Genomic DNA, 26,332 nt, shown 5'->3' with positions numbered 1-26,332 from the left:
GACGTGTAGCCTTCCGACCGATGGACACGACCGTGGATCTCGATACGTTCTCCTCGCTCGTCGAGCGCCCCGACGAGAGCGCCCGGCGGGCCGCCGAGGAGCGCTGGCAGGCGCTGGAGCGGCCGCGCGGCGGGCTCGGCCGGCTGGAGGAGCTGGGCAGCTGGCTGTCGTCCGTACAGGGGCGCTCCCCGGTACGGCCGCTGTCGGCGCCCAAGGTGCTGCTGTTCGCCGCCGACCACGGGGTGGCGGCCCTCGGGGTGTCCCGGCTGCCCCAGGGCGGCACGGCCGCCCGGGTCCGGGCGGTCCTGGACGGCACCGCGCCGGTCGCCCTGCTGGCCCGGCGCTTCGGCGCCGAGGTGCGGGTGGTCGACATCGCGGTGGACGCGGACCCGTCGGACTTCCCCGACGACGTGGTCGCGCACCGGGTGCGGCGCGGCTCCGGGCGGATCGACGTCGAGGACGCGCTGACGCCCGAGGAGACGGCCAAGGCGTTCCGGGCCGGCATGGCGGTCGCCGACGAGGAGGCCGACGCCGGGACGGACCTGGTGGTGCTGGGCGACCTCGGGGTCGGCTCGACCACGGTGGCCGCGGTCCTGGTCGGCGCGCTCTGCGGAACGGACGCCGCCGCGGTGACCGGGCGCGGCTCGGGCATCGACGACAACGTGTGGATGGTCAAGTGCGCGACCATCCGGGACTCGCTGCGGCGGGCCCGGCCCGTGCTCGGCGACCAGCTGGCGCTGCTGGGCGCCACCGGCGGCGCCGACTTCGCGGCGATCACCGGCTTCCTGCTGCAGGCCGCCGTGCGCAAGCTGCCGGTGGTGCTGGACGGCGTGGTCTCCTCGGCCTGCGCGCTGGTCGCGCAGCGGATCGCGTTCCGGGCGCCCGAGTGGTGGCGCGCCGGGCAGTCCAGCGGCGAACCGGCCCAGGCCAAGGCCTACGACCGGCTGACCCTGACCCCGATGCAGGAGCAGGAGATCACCATGGGCGAGGGCGTCGGCGCGCTGATGGCGCTGCCGCTGCTCCAGGCCGCGGCGGACAGCCTGGCCGAGCACTCGCCCGCACCGTTCATCCCCGCGGCGCCGAAGGAGCAGCCGAAGCTGCCCTCGGCGGCGGAGCTGCTGAGCCGGGTCTGAGCCCGAACGGCTCGGGGCCCTGACCGGCGCTCCCGTCGGGGGCGGGCGGCGACCCGACCCCGACGAAGGAGCGATGAGCATGCACGGCGGCGAGGAGGCACGGGCGCCCGCCGGCTGGGGCGACGGGCTGCGGTTCGCCTTCGGGACGCTGTCCGTGCTGCGGGTACGGGTCGAGCGCTGGGACCGGTCGGCGGCGGCGCGGGCGATGGTGGCCGCACCGGTGGTCGGACTGGTCCTCGGCGCCCTGGCCGCGGGCGTAGGAGCGCTGGCGGCCTGGCGCGCGGGCGGCCTGCTCGGCGCGGTGGCGGCGGTCGGGGCACTCGCCGCCCTGACCCGGGGCCTGCACCTGGACGGCCTCGCCGATGTCGCCGACGGCCTGGGCAGCGGCAGGCCCGCCGAGGACGCGCTGCGCATCATGAAGCAGTCCGACATCGGACCGTTCGGCGTCCTGACCCTCCTCCTGGTACTGCTGGCCCAGATCGCCGCCCTGGCCGGACAGTTCGACGCCTCCCTCACGCGCGGCGCCCTCGCGGTGCTCACCTCGGCCGTCGCCGCCCGCTGCGCGCTCACCTGGGGATGCCGCCGATCGGTGCCGGCCGCCCGGCCTGGCGGCCTCGGCGCGATGGTGGCGGGCACCGTCCCGCCCGCCGCGGCACTGGCCTCCTCGGTCGGCGCGGCGCTCGCCCTGGCCGCCCTCGGCATTTCCGACGGATGGTCAGTCCTGCGGCTCCCGGCGGCAGTTGCGGTCGGCCTCGGCTGCGCCTGGCTGCTGCTGCGGCGCTGTGTACGGCGGTTCGACGGGATCACCGGGGACGTCCTCGGGGCGCTGGCCGAGACCGCGGCGGCCGGCTCGCTGCTGGCGCTCGCACTGCTGGGCTGACCACAGGCCCGCAGCGCCCCCGAAGTGCCGTATCCGACGGCGGGAGACCGGGCGGCGCGTGATCCCAGCATGCGGACTACCATGCGTGGAGCACCGCAGCCCTGCACCGTCGCAGGTCCTGCCCGGCCTCCGCGCGCTGAGGAGCCGGGGCCTCTGGTGTGTGCGACCGCCCGACCGGCGGCGCACGCGCCAGGGGCCCCGGGCCCGGCGTCCGGTGGCGGGGCGGCCACCGCGTCGGCCGCACGGGCTGCGCCGGTGCGGCAGCCGAGCCGCGACCGGCCGTGGACCGCGAAAGAACAGGACGCATTACGTGACTGCATTGTCTGTGAGCACCTCCTCCGCCGCCTCGCTGCGCGCGGACGCCCTGGTGATCGGCGTGGCGAAGGGCGCCAAGGGCATCGTGCTGGCGCCCGGTGCCGAGGCCGTGAGCGAGGCGTTCGAGGGCAAGCTGGCCGAGGTCCTCACCACCCTGGGCGCGACCGGCGCCGAGGGCGAGGCCGTCAAGGTGCCCTCCCCCGCCGGCCTGAAGGCCGCGCTCGTGCTCGCGGTCGGCCTCGGCGAGGCCGCCGAGGACGGTTACGACCTGGAGACGCTGCGCCGCGCCGCCGGTGTCGCCGCCCGCGCCCTGGCCGGTTCGAAGAAGGTCGCGCTGGCGCTGCCGGCCGAGGACGCCGAGGAGACCGAGGCGATCGCGCTGGGCGCCCTGCTCGGCGCCTACTCCTTCGGCACCTACAAGAACGGCGGCGGCAAGGAGCCGGTCGGCGAGCTGGTCCTGCTGGCCGCCCGCAAGGGCAGCAAGGACGCCAAGGCCGCCGTCGAGCGCGCCGCGGTCGTCGGCGAGGAGATGAACCGGGCCCGCGACCTGGTGAACACCGCCCCGAACGACCTGAACCCCAAGAGCTTCGCCGCGATCGCCCAGGCCGCCGGCAAGGAGCACGGCCTCAAGGTCGAGGTGCTGGACGAGAAGGCGCTGCTCAAGGGCGGCTTCGGCGGCCTGCTGGGCGTCGGCAACGGCTCGGCGAACCCGCCGCGGCTGGTGAAGGTGGCGTACACCCACCCGAAGGCCAAGGCGACCCTGGCGTTCGTCGGCAAGGGCATCACCTACGACTCGGGCGGCATCTCGCTGAAGCCGGCCGGCCACAACGAGACCATGAAGTGCGACATGGCCGGCGCCGCCGCCGTCTTCGCCGCCGTGGTCTCCGCCAAGCGCCTGGGCCTGGCCGTCAACGTCACCGCATGGCTGGCGCTGGCCGAGAACATGCCGTCCGGCTCCGCCACCCGCCCGGGTGACGTGCTGCGGATGTACGGCGGCAAGACCGTCGAGGTGCTGAACACCGACGCCGAGGGCCGCCTGGTGCTGGCCGACGCGATCGTCCGGGCCGGCGAGGAGAACCCGGACGTCATCGTCGACGTGGCGACCCTGACCGGCGCGATGCTGCTGGCGCTGGGCAGCCGCACCTTCGGCGTGATGGCCAACAACGACGAGCTGCGCGAGACCCTGCACACCCTGGCGGGCGAGGCGGGCGAGCAGTCCTGGCCGATGCCGCTGCCGGCCGAGCTGCGCAAGGGCATGACCGAGACGACCATCGCCGACCTGGCCAACATGGGCGAGCGGATGGGCGGCGGCCTGGTGGCCGGTCTGTTCCTGAAGGAGTTCGTGGCCGAGGGCATCGACTGGGCCCACCTGGACATCGCGGGCCCGGCCTTCCACGAGGGCGCGCCGTTCGGCTACACCCCCAAGGGCGGCACCGCGAGCGCGGTGCGCACCCTGGTCCGCTTCGCGGAGCGGACCGCGGCGGGCACCAAGGCCTGACCGAGGCTTCCGTGGACGGGGTCCGGCGCACTCGCGCCGGACCCCGTCGGCGTCCCACCCCGGGTTACCTGCGAGTAGGGGCCCGGCGGGAAACACACCCCTGTTCGCTGCGGGCGAAACTTTGTTCCGCAGTGCGGAACCCGCCGGTCCGCCACCCGGTGAAACCCCCGCGCCGCTTGCTGTCAACCCCGCTTTGAGCTGCGACGATGCCCTTCCGTCGGGGGTGCTGCCACCCCCGTGACCACCCTTCGGGACGCCCCAGGGGTGGACCCGGACATCAGCCGCCACGAACAAGTGCGAAGATGTATTTCCGGCACGACTGGGCGCCCCACAAAGGCTTCCGACCCACCGGACCGCGACCGGCCCGGCGACCCACCCCATTGCATGGAGGACGTGACGTGGCGAACGACGCCAGCACCGTTTTCGACGTAGTCATTCTCGGAGGCGGAAGCGGCGGTTACGCCGCGGCGCTCCGCGCCGCTCAGCTGGGCCTGAGTGTCGCCCTGGTCGAGAAGGGTGAGCTGGGCGGCACCTGCCTGCACCGCGGCTGCATCCCGACCAAGGCGCTGCTGCACGCCGCCGAGATCGCGGACGAGACGAAGGAGGCCGCCGAGTTCGGCGTGCTGGCCACCTTCCAGGGCATCGACATCAACGGCGTCCACAAGTACAAGGACGACGTGATCGCCGGCCTGTACAAGGGCCTGCAGGGCCTGGTGGCCTCCCGCAAGGTCACCTTCATCCAGGGCGAGGGCCGGCTGTCCTCGCAGACCTCGGTGGATGTCAACGGCCAGCGCGTCGAGGGCCGGCACATCATCCTGGCCACCGGCTCCGTGCCGAAGTCGCTGCCGGGCCTGAACATCGACGGCGACCGCGTGATCTCCTCCGACCACGCCCTCAAGCTCGACCGCATCCCGAAGTCCGCCGTCATCCTCGGCGGCGGTGTGATCGGTGTCGAGTTCGCCTCGGTCTGGAAGTCCTTCGGCGTCGAGGTCACCATCGTCGAGGCGCTGCCGCACCTCGTCCCGCTGGAGGACGAGAACTCCTCCAAGCTGCTGGAGCGCGCCTTCCGCAAGCGCGGCATCAAGTTCGAGCTGAAGGCCCGCTTCTCGGGCGTGGAGTACACCGAGACCGGTGTGCGCGTCTCCACCGAGAACGGCAAGCAGATCGACGCCGACCTGCTGCTCGTCGCCATCGGCCGCGGCCCGGTCTCGGCCGGCCTGGGCTACGAGGAGAACGGCGTCGCGATGGACCGCGGCTACGTCCTCGTCGACGAGTACATGCGCACCAACGTGCCCACCATCTCCGCCGTCGGCGACCTCGTCCCGACCCTGCAGCTGGCCCACGTCGGCTTCGCCGAGGGCATCCTCGTCGCCGAGCGCCTGGCCGGCCTGAAGGCCGTGCCGATCGACTACGACGGCGTCCCGCGCGTGACCTACTCCAACCCCGAGGTCGCCTCCGTCGGCATCTCCGAGGCGAAGGCCGTCGAGCTGTACGGCAAGGACAAGGTCGTCACCCTCAAGTACAACCTGGCCGGCAACGGCAAGAGCAAGATCCTGAAGACCGCCGGCGAGATCAAGCTCGTCCAGGTCAAGGACGGCGCCGTGGTCGGCGTCCACATGGTCGGTGCCCGCATGGGCGAGCAGGTCGGCGAAGCTCAGCTGATCTACAACTGGGAGGCTCTGCCGGCCGAGGTCGCGCAGCTCATCCACGCTCACCCGACCCAGTCCGAGGCCCTGGGCGAGGCGCACCTGGCGCTGGCCGGCAAGCCGCTGCACGCGCACGACTGATCACGCCGCAACACCCCCCATTCCAGTACGCAAGACTTGATAGGAGTCGCTGAAACCATGGCGGTCTCAGTAACACTGCCCGCGCTGGGCGAGAGCGTTTCCGAGGGCACCGTCACCCGTTGGCTGAAGGCCGAGGGTGAGCGTGTGGAGGTCGACGAGCCGCTGCTCGAGGTCTCCACCGACAAGGTCGACACCGAGATCCCGGCCCCGGCCTCGGGCATCCTTGCCTCGATCAAGGTCGCCGAGGACGAGACCGTCGAGGTCGGCGCCGAGCTCGCGATCATCGACGACGGCTCCGGCGCCCCGGTCGCGGCCGCCGCTCCGGTCGCCGAGGCCGCTCCGGCCGCCCCGGCCCCGGTCGTGGAGGCGCCCGCCGCCCCCGCCCCGGTCGCCGAGGCCGCCCCTGCCGCCGCTCCGGCCGCCGCCCCGGCCGGCGACGCCACCCCGGTCGTGCTGCCCGCGCTGGGCGAGTCCGTCACCGAGGGCACCGTCACCCGTTGGCTGAAGGCCGAGGGCGAGACCGTCGAGGTCGACGAGCCGCTGCTCGAGGTCTCCACCGACAAGGTCGACACCGAGATCCCGTCGCCGGTCGCCGGCGTCGTGGTGAAGATCCTGGTCGGCGAGGACGAGACCGCCGAGGTCGGCGCCCAGCTCGCGCTGATCGGCGCTGCGGGTGCCGTCGCCGCTGCCCCGGCTGCCGCCCCGGCCGCTCCGGTTGCCGCTCCGGCTCCGGTCGCCCCGGTCGCCGCCCCGGCCCCCGTGGCCCCGGCCGCCCCCGTGGCCGCTCCGGCTCCGGTCGCCCCGGCTGCCCCGGCCGCCCCGGCCCCCGTGGCCCCGGCCGCCCCGGTCGCCGCCCCGGCGCCGGTCGCCCCGGCTGCCGCTCCGGTCGCCCCGGCGGCCGACAGCGGTGACGGCTACGTCACCCCGCTGGTGCGCAAGCTCGCCTCCGAGCAGGGTGTCGCCCTGGCCTCCGTCACCGGCACCGGTGTCGGCGGCCGCATCCGCAAGCAGGACGTCCTGGCCGCCGCCGAGGCCGCGAAGGCCGCCCCGGCGCCCGTCGCCGCCGCCCCGGCCGCCGCGCCGAAGGCCGCCGCCGCGCCGTCCCCGCTGCGTGGCCAGACGGTCAAGATGACCCGCATCCGCAAGGCCATCGGCGACAACATGCTGAAGGCCCTGCACGAGCAGGCTCAGCTGACCAGCGTGGTCGAGGTGGACGTCACCAAGATCATGTCGCTGCGCGGCCGCGCCAAGGACGCCTTCGCCGCCCGTGAGGGCGTCAAGCTGTCCCCGATGCCGTTCTTCGTCAAGGCCGCCGCCCAGGCGCTGAAGGCCCACCCGGTCATCAACGCCCGGATCAACGAGGCCGAGGGCACCATCTCCTACTTCGACACCGAGAACATCGGTATCGCGGTGGACTCCGAGAAGGGCCTGATGACCCCGGTCATCAAGGGTGCGGGCGACCTCAACATCGCCGGCATCTCGAAGAAGACCGCGGAGCTGGCCGGCAAGGTCCGCGGCAACAAGATCACCCCGGACGAGCTGTCCGGCGCGACCTTCACCATCAGCAACACCGGCTCGCGCGGTGCGCTGTTCGACACCGTCATCGTGCCGCCGAACCAGGTCGCCATCCTGGGCATCGGCGCGACCGTCAAGCGCCCGGTGGTCATCGAGGCCGACGGCGGCACCGCCATCGGCATCCGCGACATGACCTACCTGTCGCTCTCCTACGACCACCGCCTGGTGGACGGCGCCGACGCCGCCCGCTTCCTGGTGGCCGTCAAGGAGATCCTCGAGGCCGGCGAGTTCGAGGTCGAGCTCGGCCTGTAAGGTCCGATCGCCCCACGGAACCCCGCGTCGTCCCCGGACGGCGCGGGGTTCCGTGTTGTCGCGGACACCGTATTTTCACCGGCCGACCGGGCGTTTCGCGGCCGCTACGCATGCGCGGGCGCGGGCGAACAGGGATGCTTGAGCGGTGATGGACGAGACCGACTTCTGGCAGATCATCGACGAGACCCGGGAAGCCGCCGAAGGCGACCCCGACGAGCAGGCGGAGCGGCTGGTGGAGCGGCTCGTCCAGCTGACCCCGGACGACGTCGTCGACTTCGCCCGGCTCTTCGAGGCCCGGTTCCAGCGTGCCTACCGCACCGACCTGTGGGGTGCGGCATACCTGCTGCTGGACGGCGCCTCCGAGGACACCTTCGACTACTTCCGCTGCTGGCTGATCGGCCAGGGCCGGGAGGTCTTCGAGGGCGGGCTGTACGAGCCGGACGACCTGGCGGACCTGCTACCCGAGTTCGACGAGGAGGAGGACGGCGAGGCCGAGGACCTCGGCTACGCGGCCGACGAGGCGTACGAGCAGCTGACCGGGCTGCCGCTGCCCGACGTGGGCGAGCGGCAGCCCGCGCGGCCGTCCGGCGCCGCACTGGACTTCGACGACCCGGACGCCATGGCGAAACGGTTCCCCAAGCTCTGGGAGCGCTACGGGGACTAGTCCCCGTAGCGGGGCCGTCCCGGGCCGTCCCAGCGCGTCCCCGGGGACGGCCCGCCCGGTCGGTCAGGTGCCGGAGCCGGAGCTGCTGTCCTGCTTGATGCCCTTGATGATCTGGTCCAGCACCGTCGCGTCGGGCGCGTTCGGGTCGTCGTCCACGCCGCCCTCGAAGGCGACGAAGCCGCCGCCCTTGGCCGGCACGGCCACCATCAGGATGTACCCCTGGGTGCCGTCCGAGGTCTTGACGTGCCAGCGGACGGCGTAGCCGGAGATGCCCGCCACGGTGGTGTTCGAGGAGCCCGCGTCGGTGTGCGAGGTGATCCCGGTGAAGATCGCCGCGGCGTAGGTCGGCATCGCGGCCTCGGCGGCGGCCCTGGCGCTGGCGCCCTGGATGGTGTCCTTCTCGATCGAGAACTGGCCGCGGATGCACGAGCCGCCGCCCGGGCAGGCGTAGCGGCCGCTGCCCAGGAAGACGGTCGAGTGCGTGGTGTCGCTCTGGGCGTCCCAGCCCTCGTAGATCGGCACGGTGATGCTGTGCTGCTTGTCGGCGACGGTGTCCTTGAGGACCGGCGGCGGCGCGGTGCGCTCGGTCGGCGTGGGCGTCGGCGTCGGGCTGGGCGTGCGGCGGGTCGGGCTGGGGCTCGGGCTCGGGGTGCCCGTGGTGGTGACCGTGACGGTCGGGGTCGGGTCGGCCTTCGGGGTCCCGCCGCCGCTGGTGAGGGCGACCGCGGCCACGATGCCGACCACGGCCAGCACCGCGAGCCCGATGCCGACGGCCACCCCGGGCTTCATCCGGCCGGACGGCGGGGGCGGATAGCCGCCGGACTGCGGGTAGCCGTAGCCGGCCTGGCCCTGGGCCGGATAGCCGTAGCCCGGCTGCCCCTGGTTCGGGGCGCCGTAGCCGTACGCGGGCGGTTGGGCGGGGGCCGGCTGCGCCGGCGGCTGCCAGGCCTGGGTCGGGGCGTCGGCGAGCTGGGCGCCGCCCGCCTGGACGGGGCGCACGTCGCTCGTCCAGGCGTTGCCGTCCCACCAGCGCTCATGGCCGGCCGTGCCGTCCGCACCCGGTACCGGGTACCACCCGGGAGGCGTCGAGTTGCTCACTGCCGTACCGTACCCGGCCCGGAGGCGGTCCAGACAGGGTGGATGTGTTACGACTCTGCACCACCCGCGCAACCGATCTGACGACTCGTCAGTAGCTCTCGGCCGGCGGTGCGCAGGGCGGGTTCAGCCGGTCAGCGAGCGGGCCATCCAGATGTCGTCCACGTACCGGCCGTCGAGCAGGAACTCCTCGGAGAGCGAGCCCTCGACGATGAAACCGCAGCTCTCGTAGAGCCGGCGGGCCGGGGCGTTGTGCCCGAGCACCCGCAGGGTGATCCGCCGGGCCCCCTCGGCCTCGGCCGTCGCGCAGGCGGCCCCGACCAGGGCCCGGCCGACGCCCCGGCCGCGCGCGGCGGAGTCGACCGCCAGACCCTGGATCTGGCGCACGTGCCGGTTGCTGGCCAGCGGGGTCGGGGGCACCACCCGGACGTAGCCGACGACCCGGCCGCCGAGCAGGGCCAGCAGGAACTGGTCCGGGGAGTGGCGCTCGTCGAACACGCCGGCGTCCTCGGCCGGCTGCGGGGCGACATCGCTCAGCCAGGACCAGGCGGCCCGGTTGAGCTCGGCGAGCGCCTTCTCGTCCTCGAACCGTGCGGGTCGGATCATCAGATCTTCGTCGTGCATGCGCGTCATGCTAGTCAGCCGCGCCCCCGCCGCATCCCGAATTCCAGCTGCGAGGATGGCCGCATGCGCATCGCGATCACAGGTTCCACGGGATTGATCGGCTCGGCCCTCGTCCGCTCGCTGCTCGCGGACGGCCACGAGGTGGTGCGGCTGGTCCGGCACCGCTCCCGGACCGGGCCACAGGCCGACGGCTCGACGGCGATCGGCTGGAACCCACAGCTGGGGCAGGTCGACCGGGAGGGGCTGGCGGGGGTCGAGGCGGTGGTGCACCTGGCGGGCGCCGGCGTCGGGGACCGCCGCTGGACGGACGCCTACAAGCGGGAGATCCGGGAGAGCCGGGTGCTCGGCACCGAGACGCTGGCCGTCGCGGTGGCCGGGCTGCCGAAGCCGCCCCGGGTGCTGCTCAGCGCCTCCGCCGTCGGCCTGTACGGGCAGACCGGCGACCGGGTGATCGACGAGGACTCCCCCGCCGGGGACGACTTCCTGGCCGAGGTCTGCGTCGAGTGGGAGGCCGCCGCCCGACCGGCCGAGCGGGCCGGTGTCCGGGTGGTCCACCCGCGCACCGGAATGGTGCTCTCCACCGCGGGCGGGGCCGGCGGGCGGCTTTTCCCGCTGTTCCGGCTCGGGCTGGGCGGGCGGCTCGGGGACGGCCGGCAGTACTGGAGCCTGATCTCACTGGCCGACGAGGTCGCCGCCCTGCGCTTCCTGCTCGACCGGGAGGACCTCTCCGGCGGGTTCAACCTGACCGCGCCGGAGCCGGCCACCAACGCCGACCTGACGGCGGCACTGGGCCGGGCGCTGAAGCGCCCGACGCCGTTCCCGGTGCCGGAGGCCGTCCTGAAGACGGTCCTGGGCGAGCTGGCGGTCGAGGTCGTCGGCAGCCACCGGGTGGTACCCCGGCGGCTGTTGGAGGCCGGCTTCCGCTTCGAGCACCCGGACGTCGACGCGGTGGTGCGCGCCGCGCTGTAGCCCCCGTACGACGTTCGCCCTGGCCAAGGGCATATGCCCGGCGGGGTCGGGGCGGGGCTCCGGGAGGGGGCGCACGGGAGCACACGGCGGGCGCGCTGCACGCCCCTGGTGACCGTGCGCGCCCGTCGGCCCCCGAACCCGGCCCCCGGGCGCACAGTCCGTGACCGTGCCGCCACCCGGCGCCGCCGAACCCCTCCCCCGCCCGGATACGGGCCGATGGTCCTGTCTGACGTTCCTACTGACTGGGCATCACATCGTCGGACCGTGTCCCGGCACCCCGCTGCCTGCGTCGGCCGAAGCTCCGGGACCAGGGAGGGAGCACGCCAGTGCCCACGTACGACTTCACTCGCCGCACCCGCCGACAGTCCGATCCGGACGTCATCGTGGTGGGCGCAGGACTCGCGGGCCTGGCCGCCGCCCGCGCGCTCACCGGCCACGGCCTGGTCGTCCAGGTCCTGGAGGCGACGGACCGGATCGGCGGCCGGACGGCCACCCGCGAGCTGGACGGGTTCCGGCTCGACGACGGCAGCCACCTGCTGAACACCGCCTACCCCGAGCTGCGCCGCAGGCTCGACCTGGACCGCCTGGACCTGCGTCCGCTCGCCCCCGGCGTGCTGGTGCACAGCGGCGGCCGGCGGCACCGGACCGGGGACCCGCAGCTGACCGCCGCCCGGCAGGCCGCCGCCCGCGCCCCGCTGGGCAACCCGCTGGACAAGGCCAGGCTGGGCAGCTGGCTCAGCCGGCTGGCCGCCACCCCGGTCACCCGGCTGCAGGCCCGGCCGGAGACCACCGCGGCCCGGGCGCTCACCGACCGCGGGCTCGCCCCGCGCACCGTGGACGGCTTCCTGCGGCCACTGCTCACCGCCCTGCTCAGCGACCCGGCCCTGGGCACCAGCAGCAGGGTCGCCGACCTGGTGCTGCGCTCCTACGCACGCGGACGGCTCTGTCTGCCCGCCGGGGGCATCGCGGCCGTGCCGGCCCAGCTGGCCGCCGCCCTGCCCGCCGGCACCGTGCGCACCGGAGTGCGGGTCACCTCGATCGCCGCCGACGGGGTGGAGACCGCCGGGCACGGGCGGATCGGGGCGCAGGCCGTGGTGGTCGCCACCGACGCGCGGTCCGCCGCCGACCTGCTGCCGGGACTGCGGCTGCCGGACTTCCACCCCGTCACGACCTTCTACCACGCGGCCGACCGCTCCCCGATCGGTGAGCCGGTCCTGCTGCTGGACGGCGACCGGCCGCACGGCAACCCGCCGCTGGTCTCGCACTCGCTGGTGCTCAGCGAGCTGCACCCGTCGTACGCCCCGGCCGGGCAGGCGCTGATCGCGACCACCGTGCTCGGTCGGCGAGCCTTCGACGCGGGCGGGCCGGCCGCGCTCGAAGGGGCGGTGCGCGGGCGGCTGACCGAGCTGTACGGGACGTCCGCCGAGGGCTGGCAGTTCCTGAGCGTGCGGCACGTACCGGACGCGGTGCCGGTCATGCCGCCGCCGCACAACAACCGCCGGCCGGTGCGGCTGCTGGCCGGGCTGTACGTCTGCGGGGACCACCGCGACACCAGCAGCGTCCAGGGTGCGCTGGTCTCCGGGCGGCGGGTGGCCCAGGCCGTGCTGCGCGACCTCGGGCTGCCGGCCACCGCGCGGGAGGCGGAGGCGGCGGCGTGACGCACGCCGGGCCGGGTGCGGCGGCCCGGCGTGCGGCGGGCCAGTGCGGCGGGCCGGCGTGCGTGGGGTAGGAGTGCGGCGGGCCGGGTGCGACGACGTGGCGGGCCGGGCGCGACGGGGTAACACGCGGCGGCCGGGGTGCCGGAGCGGCCGTGGACCGCGTGCCAGTATGCCGATATGACCGCTGTTCGGATGGTTTCCCCCGTCATGTCAGGACCGGCCGTACGGTGAGCGCCGACTTCCAGGTCGAGCCGCTCGCCCTGATCCTGATCCCGGCCGCCGCCGTGGCCGCGCCGCTCCTGGCCGACCGGCTGCTGCGGTGGGTCGCCGTCCCCACGGTGGTGTTCGAGATCGTGCTCGGCGTGCTGATCGGCCCCGACGTCCTGGGCTGGACACACGCCGACGACCTGGTCGGCGCGCTCTCCGACTTCGGCCTGGCCATGCTGATGTTCCTGGCCGGATACGAGATCGACTTCGCCAAGCTGCGCGGCGGCCCGCTCAAACGGGCGGGCGCCGCGTGGCTGGTGGCCCTGGTGGTGGCGCTCGGCGTGGGCGCGATGGTCAACCGGGACCCGCTGAACGGCGCCTTCGCCGGGCTGGCGCTCACCACCACCGCGCTCGGCACCATCCTGCCGATCCTCCGCGACTCCGGTGAGCTGCCCACCCCGTTCGGCTCGCTGGTGATGGCCACCGGCGCGGTCGGCGAGTTCGGACCGATCATCGCGGTCGCGGTGCTGCTCAGCGGCAACACCCCGCTGCGGACCGCCGTCATCCTGGGCGCCTTCGCGGTGATCACGACGACCGCCGTGGCCTACGCCCGGCGGCCCCGGCCGAGCTGGATGACCCGGCTGATCCGCCGTACCCTGCGCACCTCCGGCCAGTTCGCGATCCGCACGGTGATCCTGGTGCTGGCCGTGATGGTGGCCGCCGCGATCTGGCTCGACCTGGACATGCTGCTCGGCGCCTTCACCGCCGGCATCGTCTCCCACCTGCTGCTGGCCGACGTCCCGGAGGCCGAGGAGGAGGTGATCGAGGCCAAGCTGGAGGGCATCGGCTTCGGCTTCCTCGTCCCGGTGTTCTTCGTGGTCAGCGGGATGAACTTCGACCTGGCGGCGCTGCTGGACCAGCCCGGCACGCTCCTGCTCGTACCGGTGTTCCTGGTCCTGCTGCTGGCCGTGCGCGGACTCCCGGCCGCCCTGCTCGCCCCGGCCGGGCTCGGCCGGCACGACCGCGCCGCACTCGGCCTGTACGGCGCCACCGCGCTGCCGCTGGTGGTGGTGATCACCACGATCGAGGTGGACGCCGGGCACCTGCCGTCCTCCACCGCGGCCGCGCTGGTCGGCGCGGGTCTGCTCTCGGTGCTGCTGTTCCCCCTGCTGGCGCAGCGGCTGCGCGGCACCGTCCGCCGGCCGGCCGCCGTGGAGGGCGACCGGCCGAGGGTGAACGCCGAGAGCTGGTAGCCGTACCGGTCGTCAGATCACCCCCGCCTGGCGGGCCGTCTCCTCGAAGGCGCGGGCCACCGGGCTGCCCCGGTACGGGGTCAGCCGGCGGTGGAAGTCCCGCACGTACTCCAGGGAGCGGGCCGAGCGCATCTCCCCCGCCGCCCGCAGCGCGTCGGTGGCCATGGTGCACGCCTCGTCCAGATCACCCATGCCGAGCCGGGCGGTGGCCAGCACCAGGCGGCAGAAGATCCGGCTGCGGGCGTACGCGGGCGAGCGCAGCCGCAGCGACTTCTCGGCGTGCTGGGCGGACGTCCGCCACTGCTGGAGGTCCCGGTAGCAGTGGGCGAACTCGTCGGCCAGCTGGGCCTCGTCGAAGTAGCGCGCCCAGGAGGGGAGTTCATCTCCCGGACGACCCGTACCGAGGGCCCGCTCGGAGCGGACCAGGGCGGTGGTGCAGGCCCGGACGTCCCCCAGCAGGCCGTGGCCGCGGGCCTCGGCGGCGTGCAGCAGCGACTGGACGGCGGGCGGGACGGCGGTGCCGACGCCCTGCTGGGCGACCCGCGCCAGCTGGACCGCCTCCCGGCCGTGGCCGAGGTGCACCGCCTGCTGGCTCATCGTCACCAGGATGTACCCGCCGAGCGCACGGTCCCCCGCCGCCTGGGAGAGCCGCAGCGCCTGGACGAAGTAGCGCTGGGCCAGGCCGTGCGCCGCGATGTCGAAGGACGTCCAGCCGGCCAGCCTGGTGAGGTCGGCGACCGCGCCGAACAGTGCCCGGCCGATCTGCTCGCCGTACCGGCCGCGCAGCATCGGCTCGGCCTCGCTCTCCAGGTAGCGGACCAGCGCCTGCCGGGCGTGGCCGCCGCCGTACGCGTGGTCCAGCGCGCGGAACAGGTCCCCCACGGCGCGGATGGCCGCGATGTCGCCCCGCCCGACCCGCAGGGCCGGGCGCTGCTCGCGGGCCGGGTCGGAGTACGGCGGCTCCACGGCCACCGGCGGGCGGCGGCTCTGGGTCGGCACCCGGCCCAGAGCGGTGGAGGCGGCGGTCCCCGTCCCGGCGGCCGTCCGGGCGGACGGTGCGCCGGGCACGGTGCCGCGCGCCGGGGGTGCGGCGGGCGCCCCGGGCGCGGCCGGTCCGCCGGCGGGCGCACCGGCGGCAGGCGCACCGGCGGCAGGCGCACCGCCGGCGGGATCGGGGCGGGCCAGGGTGGAGCCGTCCCGGGCGACCCGCTCGTCGGTGCGGCCGATCAGCCAGTCCCGGCTGGGCACGACCAGTCCGGCCGGGGTGAAGGCGATCCGGCGCAGCTCGGACTGCGGCCCGTTGTCCTTGCGCCACATGCTCGCCACGATGTCCACCGCCTCCTGCGGGGTCTCGGCGAACTCCAGGCCGGCGTAGACCGGGGCGCAGGCGTCCAGGCCGAGGTCCTGGGCGGTGAGGCGGCGGCCGAGGCGGCGGGTGAAGACCTCGGCGATCAGTGCCGGGGTGGCGCCGCGCGGCTGCTGGCCGCGCAGCCAGCGGGTCACGGAGGTCTTGTCGTAGCGCAGGTCCAGGCCGTGCTCCAGGCCGAGCTGGTCGACCCGGCGGGCCAGACCGGCGTGCGAGAAGCCGGCCTCCTCGATCAGGGCGGCGAGCTGGCCGTTCTGCGGGGCCGGGCCGGCCTGACCGGCCGGCGGCGTGGCCGGGGCGGTGGCTGGGACGGCGGACCCGCCCTGGGTGGCCTGCGCGGGCAGCCGCGGTTCGTCGGCGGTCGGGGCGTCGGGGGCGTCCGGAAGGGCCCGACCGACCGGACCCGGGTGCTGGTCGAGCGGGTCGAGCGGTCCGTACGCCGGACTGTCGGTTGCAGGCCGTTGGGGCATAGTCAGTCAACACCTCTCGGACGCCGCACCGGCTCCACCAGTACTTCGGCTGCCTGTGGCGGCGCCCCCTGTCGGGAATCGGCGTGAATGTAGCGAGCATTCGGGCGCTATGGGTGGTTCTGACCGAGCAATCCTCCGAACGGGTGAAGCAAGCGCGCCCATTGTGGGGAAGCCCGGACAGGATGGGTTTGGCTCTCACCGGCCGACCGGCCGTTCGACCCTCGTGGTGGTGGTCGACACATCGGAGCGGGGTGCTGTGGTGCCCCACCACATAGGAGACCGGCCCGCGGATTCCTACCGTTCTCGGCCATGGACACCACTTCAGCCCGCCCGCTCGACGGTCGTACGGCCCTGGTCACCGGGGCCGCCTCGGGCATCGGCCGGGCCTGCGCCGAGGCCCTCGCCGAGGCCGGCGCCCGGGTCTACGTCGTCGACCTGGCGGCCGGCCCGGCCAAGGAGCTCGCCGCCCGGATCGGCGGCGTCGCACACGTCGCGGACCTCTCCGACCCGGACGCGGTGGAGGCCCTGCCCGACGACGCCGACATCGTGGTCAACAACGCCGGCCTCCAGCACGTCGCGCCGGTGCACGAGTTCCCGATCGAACGCTTCACGCTGATCCAGCGGGTGATGGTCGAGGCCCCGTTCCGCATCCTGCGCCGCACCCTGCCGCACATGTACGAGCAGGACTGGGGGCGGGTGGTCAACATCTCCTCCGTCCACGGCCTGCGGGCCAGCGCCTTCAAGTCGGCCTACGTGACCGCGAAGCACGCGCTGGAGGGGCTGAGCAAGACGGTCGCGCTGGAGGGCGCGCCGTACGGCGTGACCAGCAACTGCATCAACCCCGGCTATGTGCGGACCCCGCTCGTGGAGCAGCAGATCGCCAGCCAGGCGCTGGCGCACGGCATCCGCGAGGACGAGGTGGTGGAGCAGATCATGCTCGACCGCACCGCCGTCAAGCGGCTGATCGAGCCCGACGAGGTGGCGCAGCTGGCCCTCTGGCTCTGCTCCCCGCACGCCTCGTACATCACCGGCGCCAGCCTGCCCGTGGACGGCGGCTGGACCGCGCACTGACCCCGGTCGCACCGTCTCCCCCGCCTCCCCCGTCCGACCCCCGCCGCCGCCCCCCGCGTCCCTTCCCACCCCGAGGTGATCCCGCCATGGCCAAGTCCCCCGCCACCGCGAGAGCGGACTCCCCGCTCTGGAAGGTGGTCGGTGCCAGTCTGATCGGCACCACCATCGAGTGGTACGACTACTTCCTGTACGGAACAGCCGCCGCGCTGGTGTTCGGCAAGCTGTTCTTCCCGAACACCGACCCGCTGACCGGCACGCTGCTGTCGTTCCTCACCTATGCGATCGGCTTCGCCGCCCGGCCGCTCGGCGCCCTGGTCTTCGGGCACTTCGGCGACCGGATCGGCCGCAAGAAGCTGCTGGTGGTGAGCCTGCTGCTGATGGGAGGCTCGACCACGCTGATCGGCCTGCTGCCGACGTACCACCAGATCGGCGCCGCGGCCCCGGTGCTGCTGACGGCCCTGCGACTGGTCCAGGGCTTCGCGCTCGGCGGCGAGTGGGGCGGCGCGGTGCTGCTCGTCTCCGAGCACGGGGACGCGCGGCGGCGCGGGTTCTGGGCCTCCTGGCCGCAGGGCGGCGCCCCGGCCGGCAACCTGCTGGCGGCGGGCGTGCTGTCGCTGCTGACCACCGTGCAGTCGGATGCCACCTTCCTCGCCTGGGGCTGGCGGGTGCCCTTCCTGCTCTCGGCGGTCCTGGTGGCGGTCGGCCTGTGGATCCGGCTGGCGGTGGACGAGTCGCCGCTGTTCAAGGAGGCGCTGGCGCGCTCCGAGGCGCGCCGGGCCACCCGGCAGGAGGCCGAGCAGCCGCCGCTGGTGGCCGTTCTGAAGCACCACTGGCGGGAGGTGCTGGTGGCGATGGGCGCACGGATGGCGGAGAACATCTCGTACTACGTGATGACCACCTTCGTCCTGGCGTACGCCGTGACCCAGGTGCACCTGCCCAAACAGACCGCGCTGAACGCCGTCCTGATCGCCTCGGCGATCCAGTTCGCACTGATCCCGGTGTTCGGGGCGCTCTCCGACCGGGTCGGGCGCAAGCCGGTGTACCTGGTGGGCGCGGTGGGCGTCGGCGTCTGGGCCTTCGTCTTCTTCGGGCTGGTGGACACCCGGTCCTTCGGTTCGCTGCTCCTCGCGGTGACCGTCGGACTGGTCTTCCACAGCGCGATGTACGCGCCTCAGGCGGCCTTCTTCTCCGAGCTGTTCGCGACCCGGATGCGGTACTCGGGTGCCTCGATCGGGGCCCAGTTCGCCTCGGTGGCGGCGGGCGCGCCGGCGCCGCTGATCGCGACGGCGCTGCTGAAGGACTACGGCAGCTCGACCCCGATCGCGGTGTACGTGGCGATCGCGGCCGTCCTCACCGTCCTGGCGGTGCTCTGCGCCCGGGAGACCCGGGGCAGCGACCTCGCCGAGGCCGAGGAGGAGGCCGGCGTGGAGGCCGGCGCGACGGCCGGTGCGGCGGCCGGTGACCGGACGCCGGCGGAGGACGCCTCGCTGGCCAAGCCCTCGACGGCCTGACGCACCGGTGGCCGGCGCCCATACCCCATGGGCGCCGGCCATCGGCGTTCACCCTCCCTGAACAGCTACGATCGCGCTTCCGTCCCTGGGGCCAGAGACCCACTGCCGATTGGCGGCCGTACCGTGAACGACCCCCACCCGCACACCAGCTCCGCGCCGGCGCTGCGGCGGCTGCTCGACCTGCTCGCCTCGGGTGCCGCCACCGAGGACTTCGCCGACGTGCTGGCCGACGCCCGTCGCCAGGGGGCGCCGGCCGCCGTGCTGAGCGAGATCGACGACGCCACCTGGCAGGCGTTGCGGGTGCACCGGACCCTGCGTCAGCACCGCCGCCGCGAGGCCGAGCTGACGGCGCTCTTCGACACCGCCGGGGACCTCGCCGCCTCCCGGGACCTGGACACCGTGCTGCAGGCGATCGTTCGCCGGGCCCGGCTGCTGCTCGGCACCGACACGGCCTATCTGACCCTCCCGGACGAGGCCGCCGGCGACACCTACATGAGGGTCACCGACGGCTCGGTCTCCGTCCTCTTCCAGACCCTGCGGCTCAGCCTCGGCGACGGCCTCGGCGGCCTGGTCGCCCAGACCGCCCGCCCGTACGCCACCCCCGACTACCGCACCGACGAGCGCTTCCACCACACCGGCAGGATCGACGCCGGGGTGCTCGACGAGGGCCTGGTCGCGATCATCGGGGTGCCGCTGCTGCTCGGCGGGCAGGTGATCGGCGTGCTGTTCGCCGCCGACCGCTCGCCGCGTGCCTTCTCCCCCGACGAGGTCGCGCTGCTCTGTTCGCTGGCCGCCCACGCGGCGATCGCCCTGGACACCGCCAAGTCGCTGGCCGACACCCGGGCCGCGCTGGCCGAGCTGAACGGCGCCAACGAGCTCATCCGCGCCCACTCCGCCGCCGTCCAGCGCGCCGAGCAGGGCCACGACCGGCTCACCGACCTGGTGCTGCGCGGTGCGGAGGTACCGGACGTGGCCGCCGCCGTGGCGGCGCTGCTGGGCGGGGAGATAGCCGTTCTGGACACCGAGGGCGAGCCGCTGGCCGGCCGGGCCGCGCCCGCCGCGGGGCTGGCCGAGGCGGTCGCCGCCTCCCGGGCCGAGGGCCGCTCGGTGCGGCACGGCGGCACCTGGGTCTGCGCGGTGCTGGCCGGCCAGGAACCGCTCGGCACCCTCGTCCTGCGCGGCCGGCCCGGCCTGGACGACGCCGACCGGCGCCTGTTCGAGCGGGCGAGCGTGGTGACCGCGCTGCTCCTGCTGCTGCGCCGCTCGGTCGCCGAGGCCGAGAACCGGGTGCGCGGTGAGCTGCTCGCCGACCTGCTCACCGCCCCCGAGCGGGACCCGGCCGGCCTGACCGCGCGCGGCCGCCGGCTCGGCGTGGACCTCGGCCGGCCGCACCTGGTGCTGGTCGCCGAGCCCGCCGGCGCCCCCGGCACCGCCGCCACCGACCGCGGCCGGCTGGCGGGCGCCGCCGGGCGGTACCTGTTCGGCTCCCGGGGCATCAGCGCCGAGCACGGCGAGGCGGTCGTGCTGCTGCTCCCGGACGACGGCGGAGCGGGGGGCGGTACGGCGGGCGGCGCCTCCGCGGGGAGCGCCTCGGCGGGCACGTCGGCGAGCGCCTCCGCGGGCGTCCAGGAGGCGGCCGAGCTGGCCGCCGAACGGCTCGCCCGGCTGGCCGGCTTCCCGGTCACCGTGGGCGCGGGCCGACCGGCCGCCGGCCCCGTCGCACTGGCCGCCTCGTACGCCGAGGGCCTGCGCTGCGCCCGGGCGCTGCGGGTGCTCGGGCGGTCCGGGGAGGGCGCCTCGGCCGGGTCGCTGGGCTTCCTCGGGGTGCTGCTCGGGGACGGCCACGACGTGGACGGCTTCGTCGGCGCCGTGCTCGGCCCGCTGCTGGACTACGACAACCGGCGCGGCACCGAGCTGGTCCGCACCCTGCGCGCCTACTTCGACTGCGGCGGCAGCCTGACCCGGGCCAAGGACGAGCTGCACGTCCACGTGAACACCGTGGTGCAGCGCCTCGACCGGGTGGAGGTGCTGCTCGGGCGGGACTGGAACCACCCCGAGCGCTCGCTGGAACTCCAGCTGGCCCTGCGCCTCCAGCTGCTCGCGGGCACCTGACCGGTCGGATCCGGCCCAGGCGTACAGTGGCGAGGTTGGTCTCGAACGCCTGGCAAGGAGCAGCGGTGAACGAGCGGAGCATCGAGGTCCCCCCGGTCGCGGGTCGGGCGCGGGCCCTCGGAAGGTGCGCGTTTCACGAAGCGACCACCGAGCGCAGCGAGGGGGACGCGTGAGCGGGAACGTGCGTTTCGTACGGATGGGCATAGGCGAGGGCGCGATCCCCTACCCGGAGGCCTGGCAGGAGCAGCAGCGGCTGCACGCGCTGCGGGTCGCGGACGAGATCCCCGACACCGTGCTGCTGCTGGAGCACCAGCCGGTCTACACGATGGGCAAGCGCACCAACCCGGCCGACCTGCCGCTGGACGGCACGCCGGTGGTCGAGGTCAACCGGGGCGGCGAGATCACCTGGCACGGCCCGGGCCAGCTGGTCGGCTACCCGATCGTGAAGCTGCCCGAGCCGATGGACGTCGTCGCGTACGTGCGCCGGCTGGAGGAGGCGCTGATCCGCGCCTGTGGCGAGTTCGGCGTGCGGACCACCCGCGTCGAGGGCCGCAGCGGGGTCTGGGTGCTGGGTGAGGACCTCCCGGACGCGGTGGTGGACCCGTCGCAGGTCGTGGACCTGGGCAGCCTCACGCTGCGGATGGGGCTGCCGCTGGGCATCGACCCGCGGCTGGCCGGTCCGGAGTACGCGCCGTCCAACGCGGGCCAGCGCGGCGACGACCGCAAGCTGGCCGCGATCGGCGTACGGGTCTCGCGCGGGGTCACCATGCACGGCTTCGCGCTGAACTGCGACCCCGACATGACCTGGTTCGACCGGATCGTGCCCTGCGGGATCCGGGACGCCGGGGTGGGCTCGGTCTCCTCGGAGCTGGGTCGGGACTTCCCGGTCGGCGAGGCGCTGCCCGTGGTCGAGAAGCACCTGGCGGCGGTGTTCGCCGAACTGCCGGAGCCGGCGCTCAGCCGCTGAGCATCCTCCCTTCGGGGAATCTACCGGCCGGTAGCTCTGTTGCCCTGCGATTGCGGGCCGCAGGCCCGGCGAAGGCCGTACAAGCACAGGCGTACCCTGGGGGTACCCCGTCTAGTTCTAGGAGTCGCACGTGTCCGCTGTCGCACCCGACGGCAGGAAGCTGCTCCGCCTGGAGGTCCGCAACAGCGAGACCCCCATCGAGCGGAAGCCCGAGTGGATCAAGACCCGCGCGAAGATGGGGCCCGAGTACAACGCCCTGCAGTCGCTGGTGAAGAAGGAGGGGCTGCACACGGTCTGCCAGGAGGCCGGCTGCCCCAACATCTTCGAGTGCTGGGAGGACCGCGAGGCCACCTTCCTCATCGGCGGTGACCAGTGCACCCGCCGCTGCGACTTCTGCCAGATCGACACCGGCAAGCCCGCCGACTTCGACCGGGACGAGCCGCGCCGCGTCGCCGAGTCCATCGTGACCATGGACCTCAACTACGCCACCATCACCGGCGTCGCCCGCGACGACCTGGAGGACGGCGGCGCCTGGCTGTACGCCGAGACGGTGCGCCAGGTGCACGCGCTGACGGCCGCCCGCGAGGCCGGCCGGACCGGCGTCGAGCTGCTGATCCCCGACTTCAACGCGGTGCCGGAGCAGCTGGCCGAGGTCTTCTCGTCCCGCCCCGAGGTGCTGGCGCACAACGTCGAGACGGTGCCGCGGATCTTCAAGCGGATCCGCCCGGCGTTCCGCTACGAGCGCTCGCTGGACGTCATCACCCAGGCCCGTGCGGCCGGACTGGTCACCAAGTCCAACCTGATCCTGGGCATGGGCGAGACCCGCGAGGAGGTCAGCCAGGCGCTGGCCGACCTGGTCGGCGCGGGCTGCGAGCTGATCACCATCACCCAGTACCTGCGGCCCTCGCTGCGCCACCACCCGGTGGAGCGCTGGGTCAAGCCGCACGAGTTCGTCGAGCTGCAGCAGGAGGCCGAGGAGCTCGGCTTCGCCGGGGTCATGTCGGGCCCGCTGGTGCGCTCCTCGTACCGCGCCGGCCGGCTGTACCGGCAGGCCCTGGAGCACCGGGCGAAGACGTCGGCCTGAACCGACCGGAAGTGTTGAGCCACCTGAGGGGCGAAGCCGCGGCTCCGCCCCTTCGGGTTCACCGGGCTTTGACTGACAGGTCACGGACTGGTAACACGGGGTGGTGAGGATGGAGTCGTTCGATTCCGGATCGCAATCGCACGAGGGAGCTGTTTCGACATGCAGGTCGGCATCCGGTCGGTGGGTGGCGCGCTGCGGCTCGCCGAGAGCGTGCTCCTGGCCGGCGGCCAGCGGCAGGCCCGGCGCAACGCCTGGGCGGCAGTCTGTGAGAACCGCCGGTACGCGGCGGACCGCGAGCGCGACGCGCTGCCGTCCGGCCGTCCGGCGGAGGCCGGACGGCACTGACCGCCGGTACCCCCGCGGACACCGTCCGTACCCGTACGGGGCAACCCGGGTCACGGTTCGGGGCGAACGGGTACCCGGGCTTGGATATCCCGCACCTACGGCACGTACCATGAGCGTTATGGCGAGGGAAACATCCGAGAACCCCGGGCGACTGAAGCAGATCCGCCTGGCTTACACCATGACCAAGAAGGTCGACACCAAGATCGGCCTGATCATCGGCGGCGTCGGCCTGCTGACCTTCGGCGTGTTCCTCGCCATCGGCTTCGCAATCGACCACCCCGTCTACCTGGGCATCCTGGGCTTCATCGTGGCCTTCCTGGCCATGGCGATCGTCTTCGGGCGCCGGGCCGAGCGCGCGGCGTTCGGACAGATGGAGGGGCAGCCGGGCGCCGTGGCGGCGGTGCTGAACAACATCCGACGCGGTTGGAGCGCCAGCTCCACGCCGGTCGCGGTCACCCGCAACCAGGACGCGGTCTACCGCGCCGTGGGCCGGGCGGGCATCGCGCTGATCGGTGAGGGCAACCCCAACCGGGTCCGCCAGCTGCTGGCCTCCGAGAAGAAGAAGATGGCCCGGGTGGTCGGCGACGTGCCGGTGCACGACATCGTGGTGGGCGACGGCGAGGGCGAGGTCCCGCTGAAGAAGCTCCAGATCCACCTGATGCGACTGCCGCGCGCCATCACCCCCGCGCAGGTCACCGAGACCAACGACCGGCTGCGCGCCCTGGGAGACCTGCTCTCCAAGGCGCCGATCCCCAAGGGCCCGATGCCCAAGGGCGCCCGGATGCCCAAGGGCGGCCAGGTCCGCTGACCACCCCTCCCCGTTGACACGAAACGGCCCCGCCGCGGAGATTCCGCGTCGGGGCCGTTCGACGTTCGGGGGCCGTCGCCGCTTCGGGTGCCTGGTCCGGCGGCTGCCGCTCCTGCCGCTCCGGGCTCGGCGGCTGCCGCTCCGGGCTCTACCCGGTCAGATCCGGACCTCGACCGTGCCGACCGCCTTGTCGTGCAGGCCCCGGGTGTCGCGGTCCCAGACCAGGGCCGGCACCACCAGGCAGAGCAGCACCGTGCGCAGCAGGACCTGCGGGATGGTGGCGCGGGCGCCGTCGACCCGGACCACCCGCAGGCCGAACAGCCGCTTGCCGACGGTCGTCCCCGTGGTGGCCAGCAGCAGCACGGTGACGGCGAAGAACAGCGGGGTGGTCCACATGTTGGCCGAGCCCGGGGTGCCCTTGGCGATCAGCCCGTAGGCGACCAGGGAGACCAGCCAGCCGTCGACGAACAGGGCGCCGATCCGCCGCCCCGGGCCGGCGATCGAACCGGGGCCCTCCTTGGGCAGGCCGAGGCGCTCGCCGCGGTAGCCGAAGTCGGTGCCCATCTTCTCGGCGGCCGCCTTCGGGCCGTCGATCCACGATCCCAACGCTTCTCTGGTGTCCACGAATCCACACTAACCGGACGGGCCCGCCGCTCCGCCACCGCCTCCCCCGGAGGGTGAATCCGCGTCGTCCGGGCTTTCCCCCACCTCCCCCAGTGGTCCAGACCACTCAACCGGCCCGACCCGGGCCGGGGAGGCTTTTTGTCCCATACCGTACGTCTTTGCCGCCCGTTCAACGACGGCGGTTAACATTCAGGAAACGACCGGGTCACCGGTCGGAAACGGCCCGTTCCTAGGGTGAGCCCCATTCGCACGCCGAGGAGGATGGATGTTCAACAACGCCGCCGAAGTGAAGCAGTTCATTCAGGACAACGATGTGAAGTTCATCGACGTCCGGTTCTGCGATCTCCCGGGCGTCATGCAGCACTTCTCCGTGCCCGCGGCGACCTTCGACCCGTCCGAGACCCTGATGTTCGACGGCTCGTCGATCCGCGGCTTCCAGGCCATCCACGAGTCCGACATGGCACTCGTCCCGGACCTGGCCACGGCCCGGCTCGATCCCTTCCGCAAGGAAAAGCACCTCAACATCAACTTCTTCATCCAGGACCCGGTCACCGGCGAGGCCTACAGCCGCGACCCGCGCAACGTCGCCAAGAAGGCCGAGGCCTACCTGGCCTCCTCCGGCATCGCCGACACCGCGTTCTTCGGGCCCGAGGCCGAGTTCTACGTCTTCGACTCGGTGCGCTTCGACACCAGCGCCAACGCCTCGTACTACCACATCGACTCCGAGGCGGGCGCCTGGAACTCCGGCTCCGCCGAGGGCGACGCCCGCGGCTACAAGGTCAAGTACAAGGGCGGGTACTTCCCGATCCCGCCGGTCGACCACTTCGCGGACCTGCGCGCCGAGATGTCCCTGGAGCTGGCCGCGTCCGGCCTGGAGGTGGAGCGCCAGCACCACGAGGTCGGCACCGCCGGCCAGGCGGAGATCAACTACAAGTTCAACACGCTGCTGCACGCGGCCGACGACCTGATGCTGTTCAAGTACATCATCAAGAACGTCGCCTGGCGCAACGGCAAGACGGCCACCTTCATGCCGAAGCCGATCTTCGGCGACAACGGCTCGGGGATGCACGTCCACCAGTCGCTGTGGACGGACGGCTCGCCGCTCTTCTACGACGAGCAGGGCTACGCCGGACTCTCCGACACCGCCCGCTACTACATCGGCGGCCTGCTCAGGCACGCCCCGTCGCTGCTGGCGTTCACCAACCCCTCGGTGAACTCCTACCACCGCCTGGTGCCGGGCTTCGAGGCGCCGGTCAACCTGGTGTACTCGCAGCGCAACCGCTCCGCCGCGATCCGCATCCCGATCACCGGGTCCAACGCCAAGGCCAAGCGCATCGAGTTCCGCGCGCCGGACCCGTCGTCCAACCCGTACCTCGCGTTCGCGGCCATGCTGATGGCCGGCCTCGACGGCATCAAGAACAAGATCGAGCCGCTGCAGCCGGTCGACAAGGACCTCTACGAGCTGGCCCCCGAGGAGCACGCCAACGTCCCGCAGGTCCCGTCCTCCCTCCCGGCCGTCCTGGAGGCGCTGGAGGCCGACCACGAGTACCTGCTCGCGGGCAACGTCTTCACCCCGGACCTCATCGAGACCTGGATCGACTTCAAGCGCACCAACGAGATCGCCCCGATCGCCCTGCGCCCGCACCCGCACGAGTTCGAGCTGTACTACGACCTGTAGAGGGCCCTCCGACCTGCGGAGACGCAGTTTGATCTCTCATCGTTTCCGCAGGTCGGGCACCCTTCCGACCTGCGGAAACGCTGTCTGGGGACCCGCCGTCGGCCGTCCGACGGCTCACGATGTGAAATGAGAGTGAAACCGAGGACGGGGCCCGCAGAGCGCCCGAGCCCGTCGGCTTCTCCTCTTCCTGCCTGACAGGGGGCCCTCGCCGGACGGGGAGCCGGTACCGAGGATCCTGTTGCGCCGTGCCGAGTTCGGGCTGTACCTGCGGTCGGGGGCGTAGGGCTGCCCCCTCCCGATGTCGAGGGTGGTGAGCCAGTCGATCAGTGCGCGGTCGCGGTCCAGCCACGGTTCGGCCTGCACCAGGGTGTTGAGGGTCGGGAAGT

21 protein-coding genes are annotated in these 26,332 nt (G+C 73.5%); 17 read left to right on the top strand and 4 right to left on the bottom strand.

Annotated elements, in window-relative coordinates:
* Positions 1–20: 20 nt before the first annotated feature.
* The 6 genes from cobT to ACGFZP_RS01910 all read left to right on the top strand — a co-directional run bounded on the left by cobT (position 21) and on the right by ACGFZP_RS01910 (position 8,104).
* Positions 21–1,133 (top strand): nicotinate-nucleotide--dimethylbenzimidazole phosphoribosyltransferase, encoded by a 1,113-nt coding sequence (cobT, locus tag ACGFZP_RS01935; RefSeq protein ID WP_392927592.1) that lies wholly within the window; start codon positions 21–23, stop codon positions 1,131–1,133.
* A 73-nt stretch (positions 1,134–1,206) separates the two neighbouring features.
* The gene (locus tag ACGFZP_RS01930) at positions 1,207–2,013 is read left to right on the top strand and encodes an adenosylcobinamide-GDP ribazoletransferase (RefSeq protein ID WP_392927590.1); all 807 of its coding nucleotides are present in this window, start codon (positions 1,207–1,209) and stop codon (positions 2,011–2,013) included.
* Positions 2,014–2,323: 310 nt separating this feature from the next.
* Positions 2,324–3,826, top strand: coding sequence for a leucyl aminopeptidase (locus ACGFZP_RS01925; RefSeq protein WP_392927589.1), 1,503 nt, complete (start codon positions 2,324–2,326; stop codon positions 3,824–3,826).
* A gap of 398 nt (positions 3,827–4,224) precedes the next feature.
* Positions 4,225–5,613 carry a dihydrolipoyl dehydrogenase gene (gene lpdA / locus ACGFZP_RS01920; protein ID WP_392927587.1) on the top strand — a complete coding sequence of 463 codons (1,389 nt, stop codon included), beginning with the start codon at positions 4,225–4,227 and terminating at the stop codon, positions 5,611–5,613.
* A 57-nt stretch (positions 5,614–5,670) separates the two neighbouring features.
* Positions 5,671–7,440 carry a 2-oxoglutarate dehydrogenase, E2 component, dihydrolipoamide succinyltransferase gene (gene sucB / locus ACGFZP_RS01915; RefSeq protein WP_392927585.1) on the top strand — a complete coding sequence of 590 codons (1,770 nt, stop codon included), beginning with the start codon at positions 5,671–5,673 and terminating at the stop codon, positions 7,438–7,440.
* Positions 7,441–7,588: 148 nt separating this feature from the next.
* Entirely contained in the window at positions 7,589–8,104 is a 516-nt protein-coding gene (locus ACGFZP_RS01910; protein ID WP_392927583.1) for a DUF4240 domain-containing protein, read from the top strand.
* A 63-nt stretch (positions 8,105–8,167) separates the two neighbouring features.
* On the opposite strand, the gene ACGFZP_RS01905 is transcribed toward ACGFZP_RS01910, so the two are convergent.
* Positions 8,168–9,202 carry a DUF2510 domain-containing protein gene (locus ACGFZP_RS01905; RefSeq protein ID WP_392927582.1) on the bottom strand — a complete coding sequence of 345 codons (1,035 nt, stop codon included), beginning with the start codon at positions 9,200–9,202 and terminating at the stop codon, positions 8,168–8,170.
* 123 nt (positions 9,203–9,325) lie between these two features.
* Positions 9,326–9,832 carry a GNAT family N-acetyltransferase gene (locus ACGFZP_RS01900; protein WP_392927581.1) on the bottom strand — a complete coding sequence of 169 codons (507 nt, stop codon included), beginning with the start codon at positions 9,830–9,832 and terminating at the stop codon, positions 9,326–9,328.
* A 54-nt stretch (positions 9,833–9,886) separates the two neighbouring features.
* Here ACGFZP_RS01900 and ACGFZP_RS01895 point away from each other — a divergent pair, with 54 nt between their 5' ends.
* The 3 genes from ACGFZP_RS01895 (at position 9,887) to ACGFZP_RS01885 (ending at position 13,910) form a co-directional block, all read left to right on the top strand.
* Entirely contained in the window at positions 9,887–10,792 is a 906-nt protein-coding gene (locus ACGFZP_RS01895) for a TIGR01777 family oxidoreductase (RefSeq protein WP_392927579.1), read from the top strand.
* Between the two features lie 326 nt (positions 10,793–11,118).
* Positions 11,119–12,450 carry an FAD-dependent oxidoreductase gene (locus ACGFZP_RS01890; RefSeq protein ID WP_392927577.1) on the top strand — a complete coding sequence of 444 codons (1,332 nt, stop codon included), beginning with the start codon at positions 11,119–11,121 and terminating at the stop codon, positions 12,448–12,450.
* 227 nt (positions 12,451–12,677) lie between these two features.
* Positions 12,678–13,910: a cation:proton antiporter gene (locus ACGFZP_RS01885; RefSeq protein ID WP_392927572.1), complete on the top strand. Its 1,233-nt coding sequence runs from the start codon at positions 12,678–12,680 to the stop codon at positions 13,908–13,910.
* Positions 13,911–13,922: 12 nt separating this feature from the next.
* Here ACGFZP_RS01885 and ACGFZP_RS01880 read toward each other — a convergent pair whose 3' ends face one another.
* Positions 13,923–15,746 (bottom strand): regulator, encoded by a 1,824-nt coding sequence (locus tag ACGFZP_RS01880; RefSeq protein ID WP_392927569.1) that lies wholly within the window; start codon positions 15,744–15,746, stop codon positions 13,923–13,925.
* Between the two features lie 309 nt (positions 15,747–16,055).
* Between ACGFZP_RS01880 and ACGFZP_RS01875 the strand changes: the two genes are divergently transcribed.
* The 7 genes from ACGFZP_RS01875 to ACGFZP_RS01845 all read left to right on the top strand — a co-directional run bounded on the left by ACGFZP_RS01875 (position 16,056) and on the right by ACGFZP_RS01845 (position 23,644).
* The gene (locus ACGFZP_RS01875; protein WP_392927566.1) at positions 16,056–16,817 is read left to right on the top strand and encodes a 3-hydroxybutyrate dehydrogenase; all 762 of its coding nucleotides are present in this window, start codon (positions 16,056–16,058) and stop codon (positions 16,815–16,817) included.
* 86 nt (positions 16,818–16,903) lie between these two features.
* Positions 16,904–18,328 carry an MFS transporter gene (locus ACGFZP_RS01870; RefSeq protein ID WP_392927563.1) on the top strand — a complete coding sequence of 475 codons (1,425 nt, stop codon included), beginning with the start codon at positions 16,904–16,906 and terminating at the stop codon, positions 18,326–18,328.
* Positions 18,329–18,451: 123 nt separating this feature from the next.
* Positions 18,452–20,440 carry a helix-turn-helix domain-containing protein gene (locus ACGFZP_RS01865; RefSeq protein ID WP_392927560.1) on the top strand — a complete coding sequence of 663 codons (1,989 nt, stop codon included), beginning with the start codon at positions 18,452–18,454 and terminating at the stop codon, positions 20,438–20,440.
* Between the two features lie 196 nt (positions 20,441–20,636).
* Positions 20,637–21,407: a lipoyl(octanoyl) transferase LipB gene (gene lipB / locus ACGFZP_RS01860; RefSeq protein WP_392928298.1), complete on the top strand. Its 771-nt coding sequence runs from the start codon at positions 20,637–20,639 to the stop codon at positions 21,405–21,407.
* Positions 21,408–21,537: 130 nt separating this feature from the next.
* Positions 21,538–22,491 (top strand): lipoyl synthase, encoded by a 954-nt coding sequence (gene lipA / locus ACGFZP_RS01855; protein WP_392927558.1) that lies wholly within the window; start codon positions 21,538–21,540, stop codon positions 22,489–22,491.
* Positions 22,492–22,650: 159 nt separating this feature from the next.
* Entirely contained in the window at positions 22,651–22,836 is a 186-nt protein-coding gene (locus ACGFZP_RS01850; protein WP_392927557.1) for a hypothetical protein, read from the top strand.
* Between the two features lie 109 nt (positions 22,837–22,945).
* On the top strand, positions 22,946–23,644 hold the full coding sequence (locus tag ACGFZP_RS01845) for a DUF4191 domain-containing protein (RefSeq protein WP_392927556.1): 699 nt from the start codon (positions 22,946–22,948) through the stop codon (positions 23,642–23,644).
* 156 nt (positions 23,645–23,800) lie between these two features.
* On the opposite strand, the gene ACGFZP_RS01840 is transcribed toward ACGFZP_RS01845, so the two are convergent.
* Complete coding sequence (locus tag ACGFZP_RS01840; protein WP_392927554.1) at positions 23,801–24,268, bottom strand: RDD family protein; 468 nt, start codon at positions 24,266–24,268, stop codon at positions 23,801–23,803.
* Between the two features lie 265 nt (positions 24,269–24,533).
* Here ACGFZP_RS01840 and glnA point away from each other — a divergent pair, with 265 nt between their 5' ends.
* Positions 24,534–25,946, top strand: a complete 1,413-nt coding sequence (gene glnA, locus ACGFZP_RS01835) for a type I glutamate--ammonia ligase (RefSeq protein ID WP_392927553.1) — start codon at positions 24,534–24,536, stop codon at positions 25,944–25,946.
* The last annotated feature ends 386 nt before the right edge of the window (positions 25,947–26,332 follow it).

The organism is Kitasatospora sp. NPDC048239, from assembly GCF_043202015.1.
GTDB lineage: Bacteria > Actinomycetota > Actinomycetes > Streptomycetales > Streptomycetaceae > Kitasatospora.
This window is presented reverse-complemented; position numbering and strand designations above follow the sequence as displayed.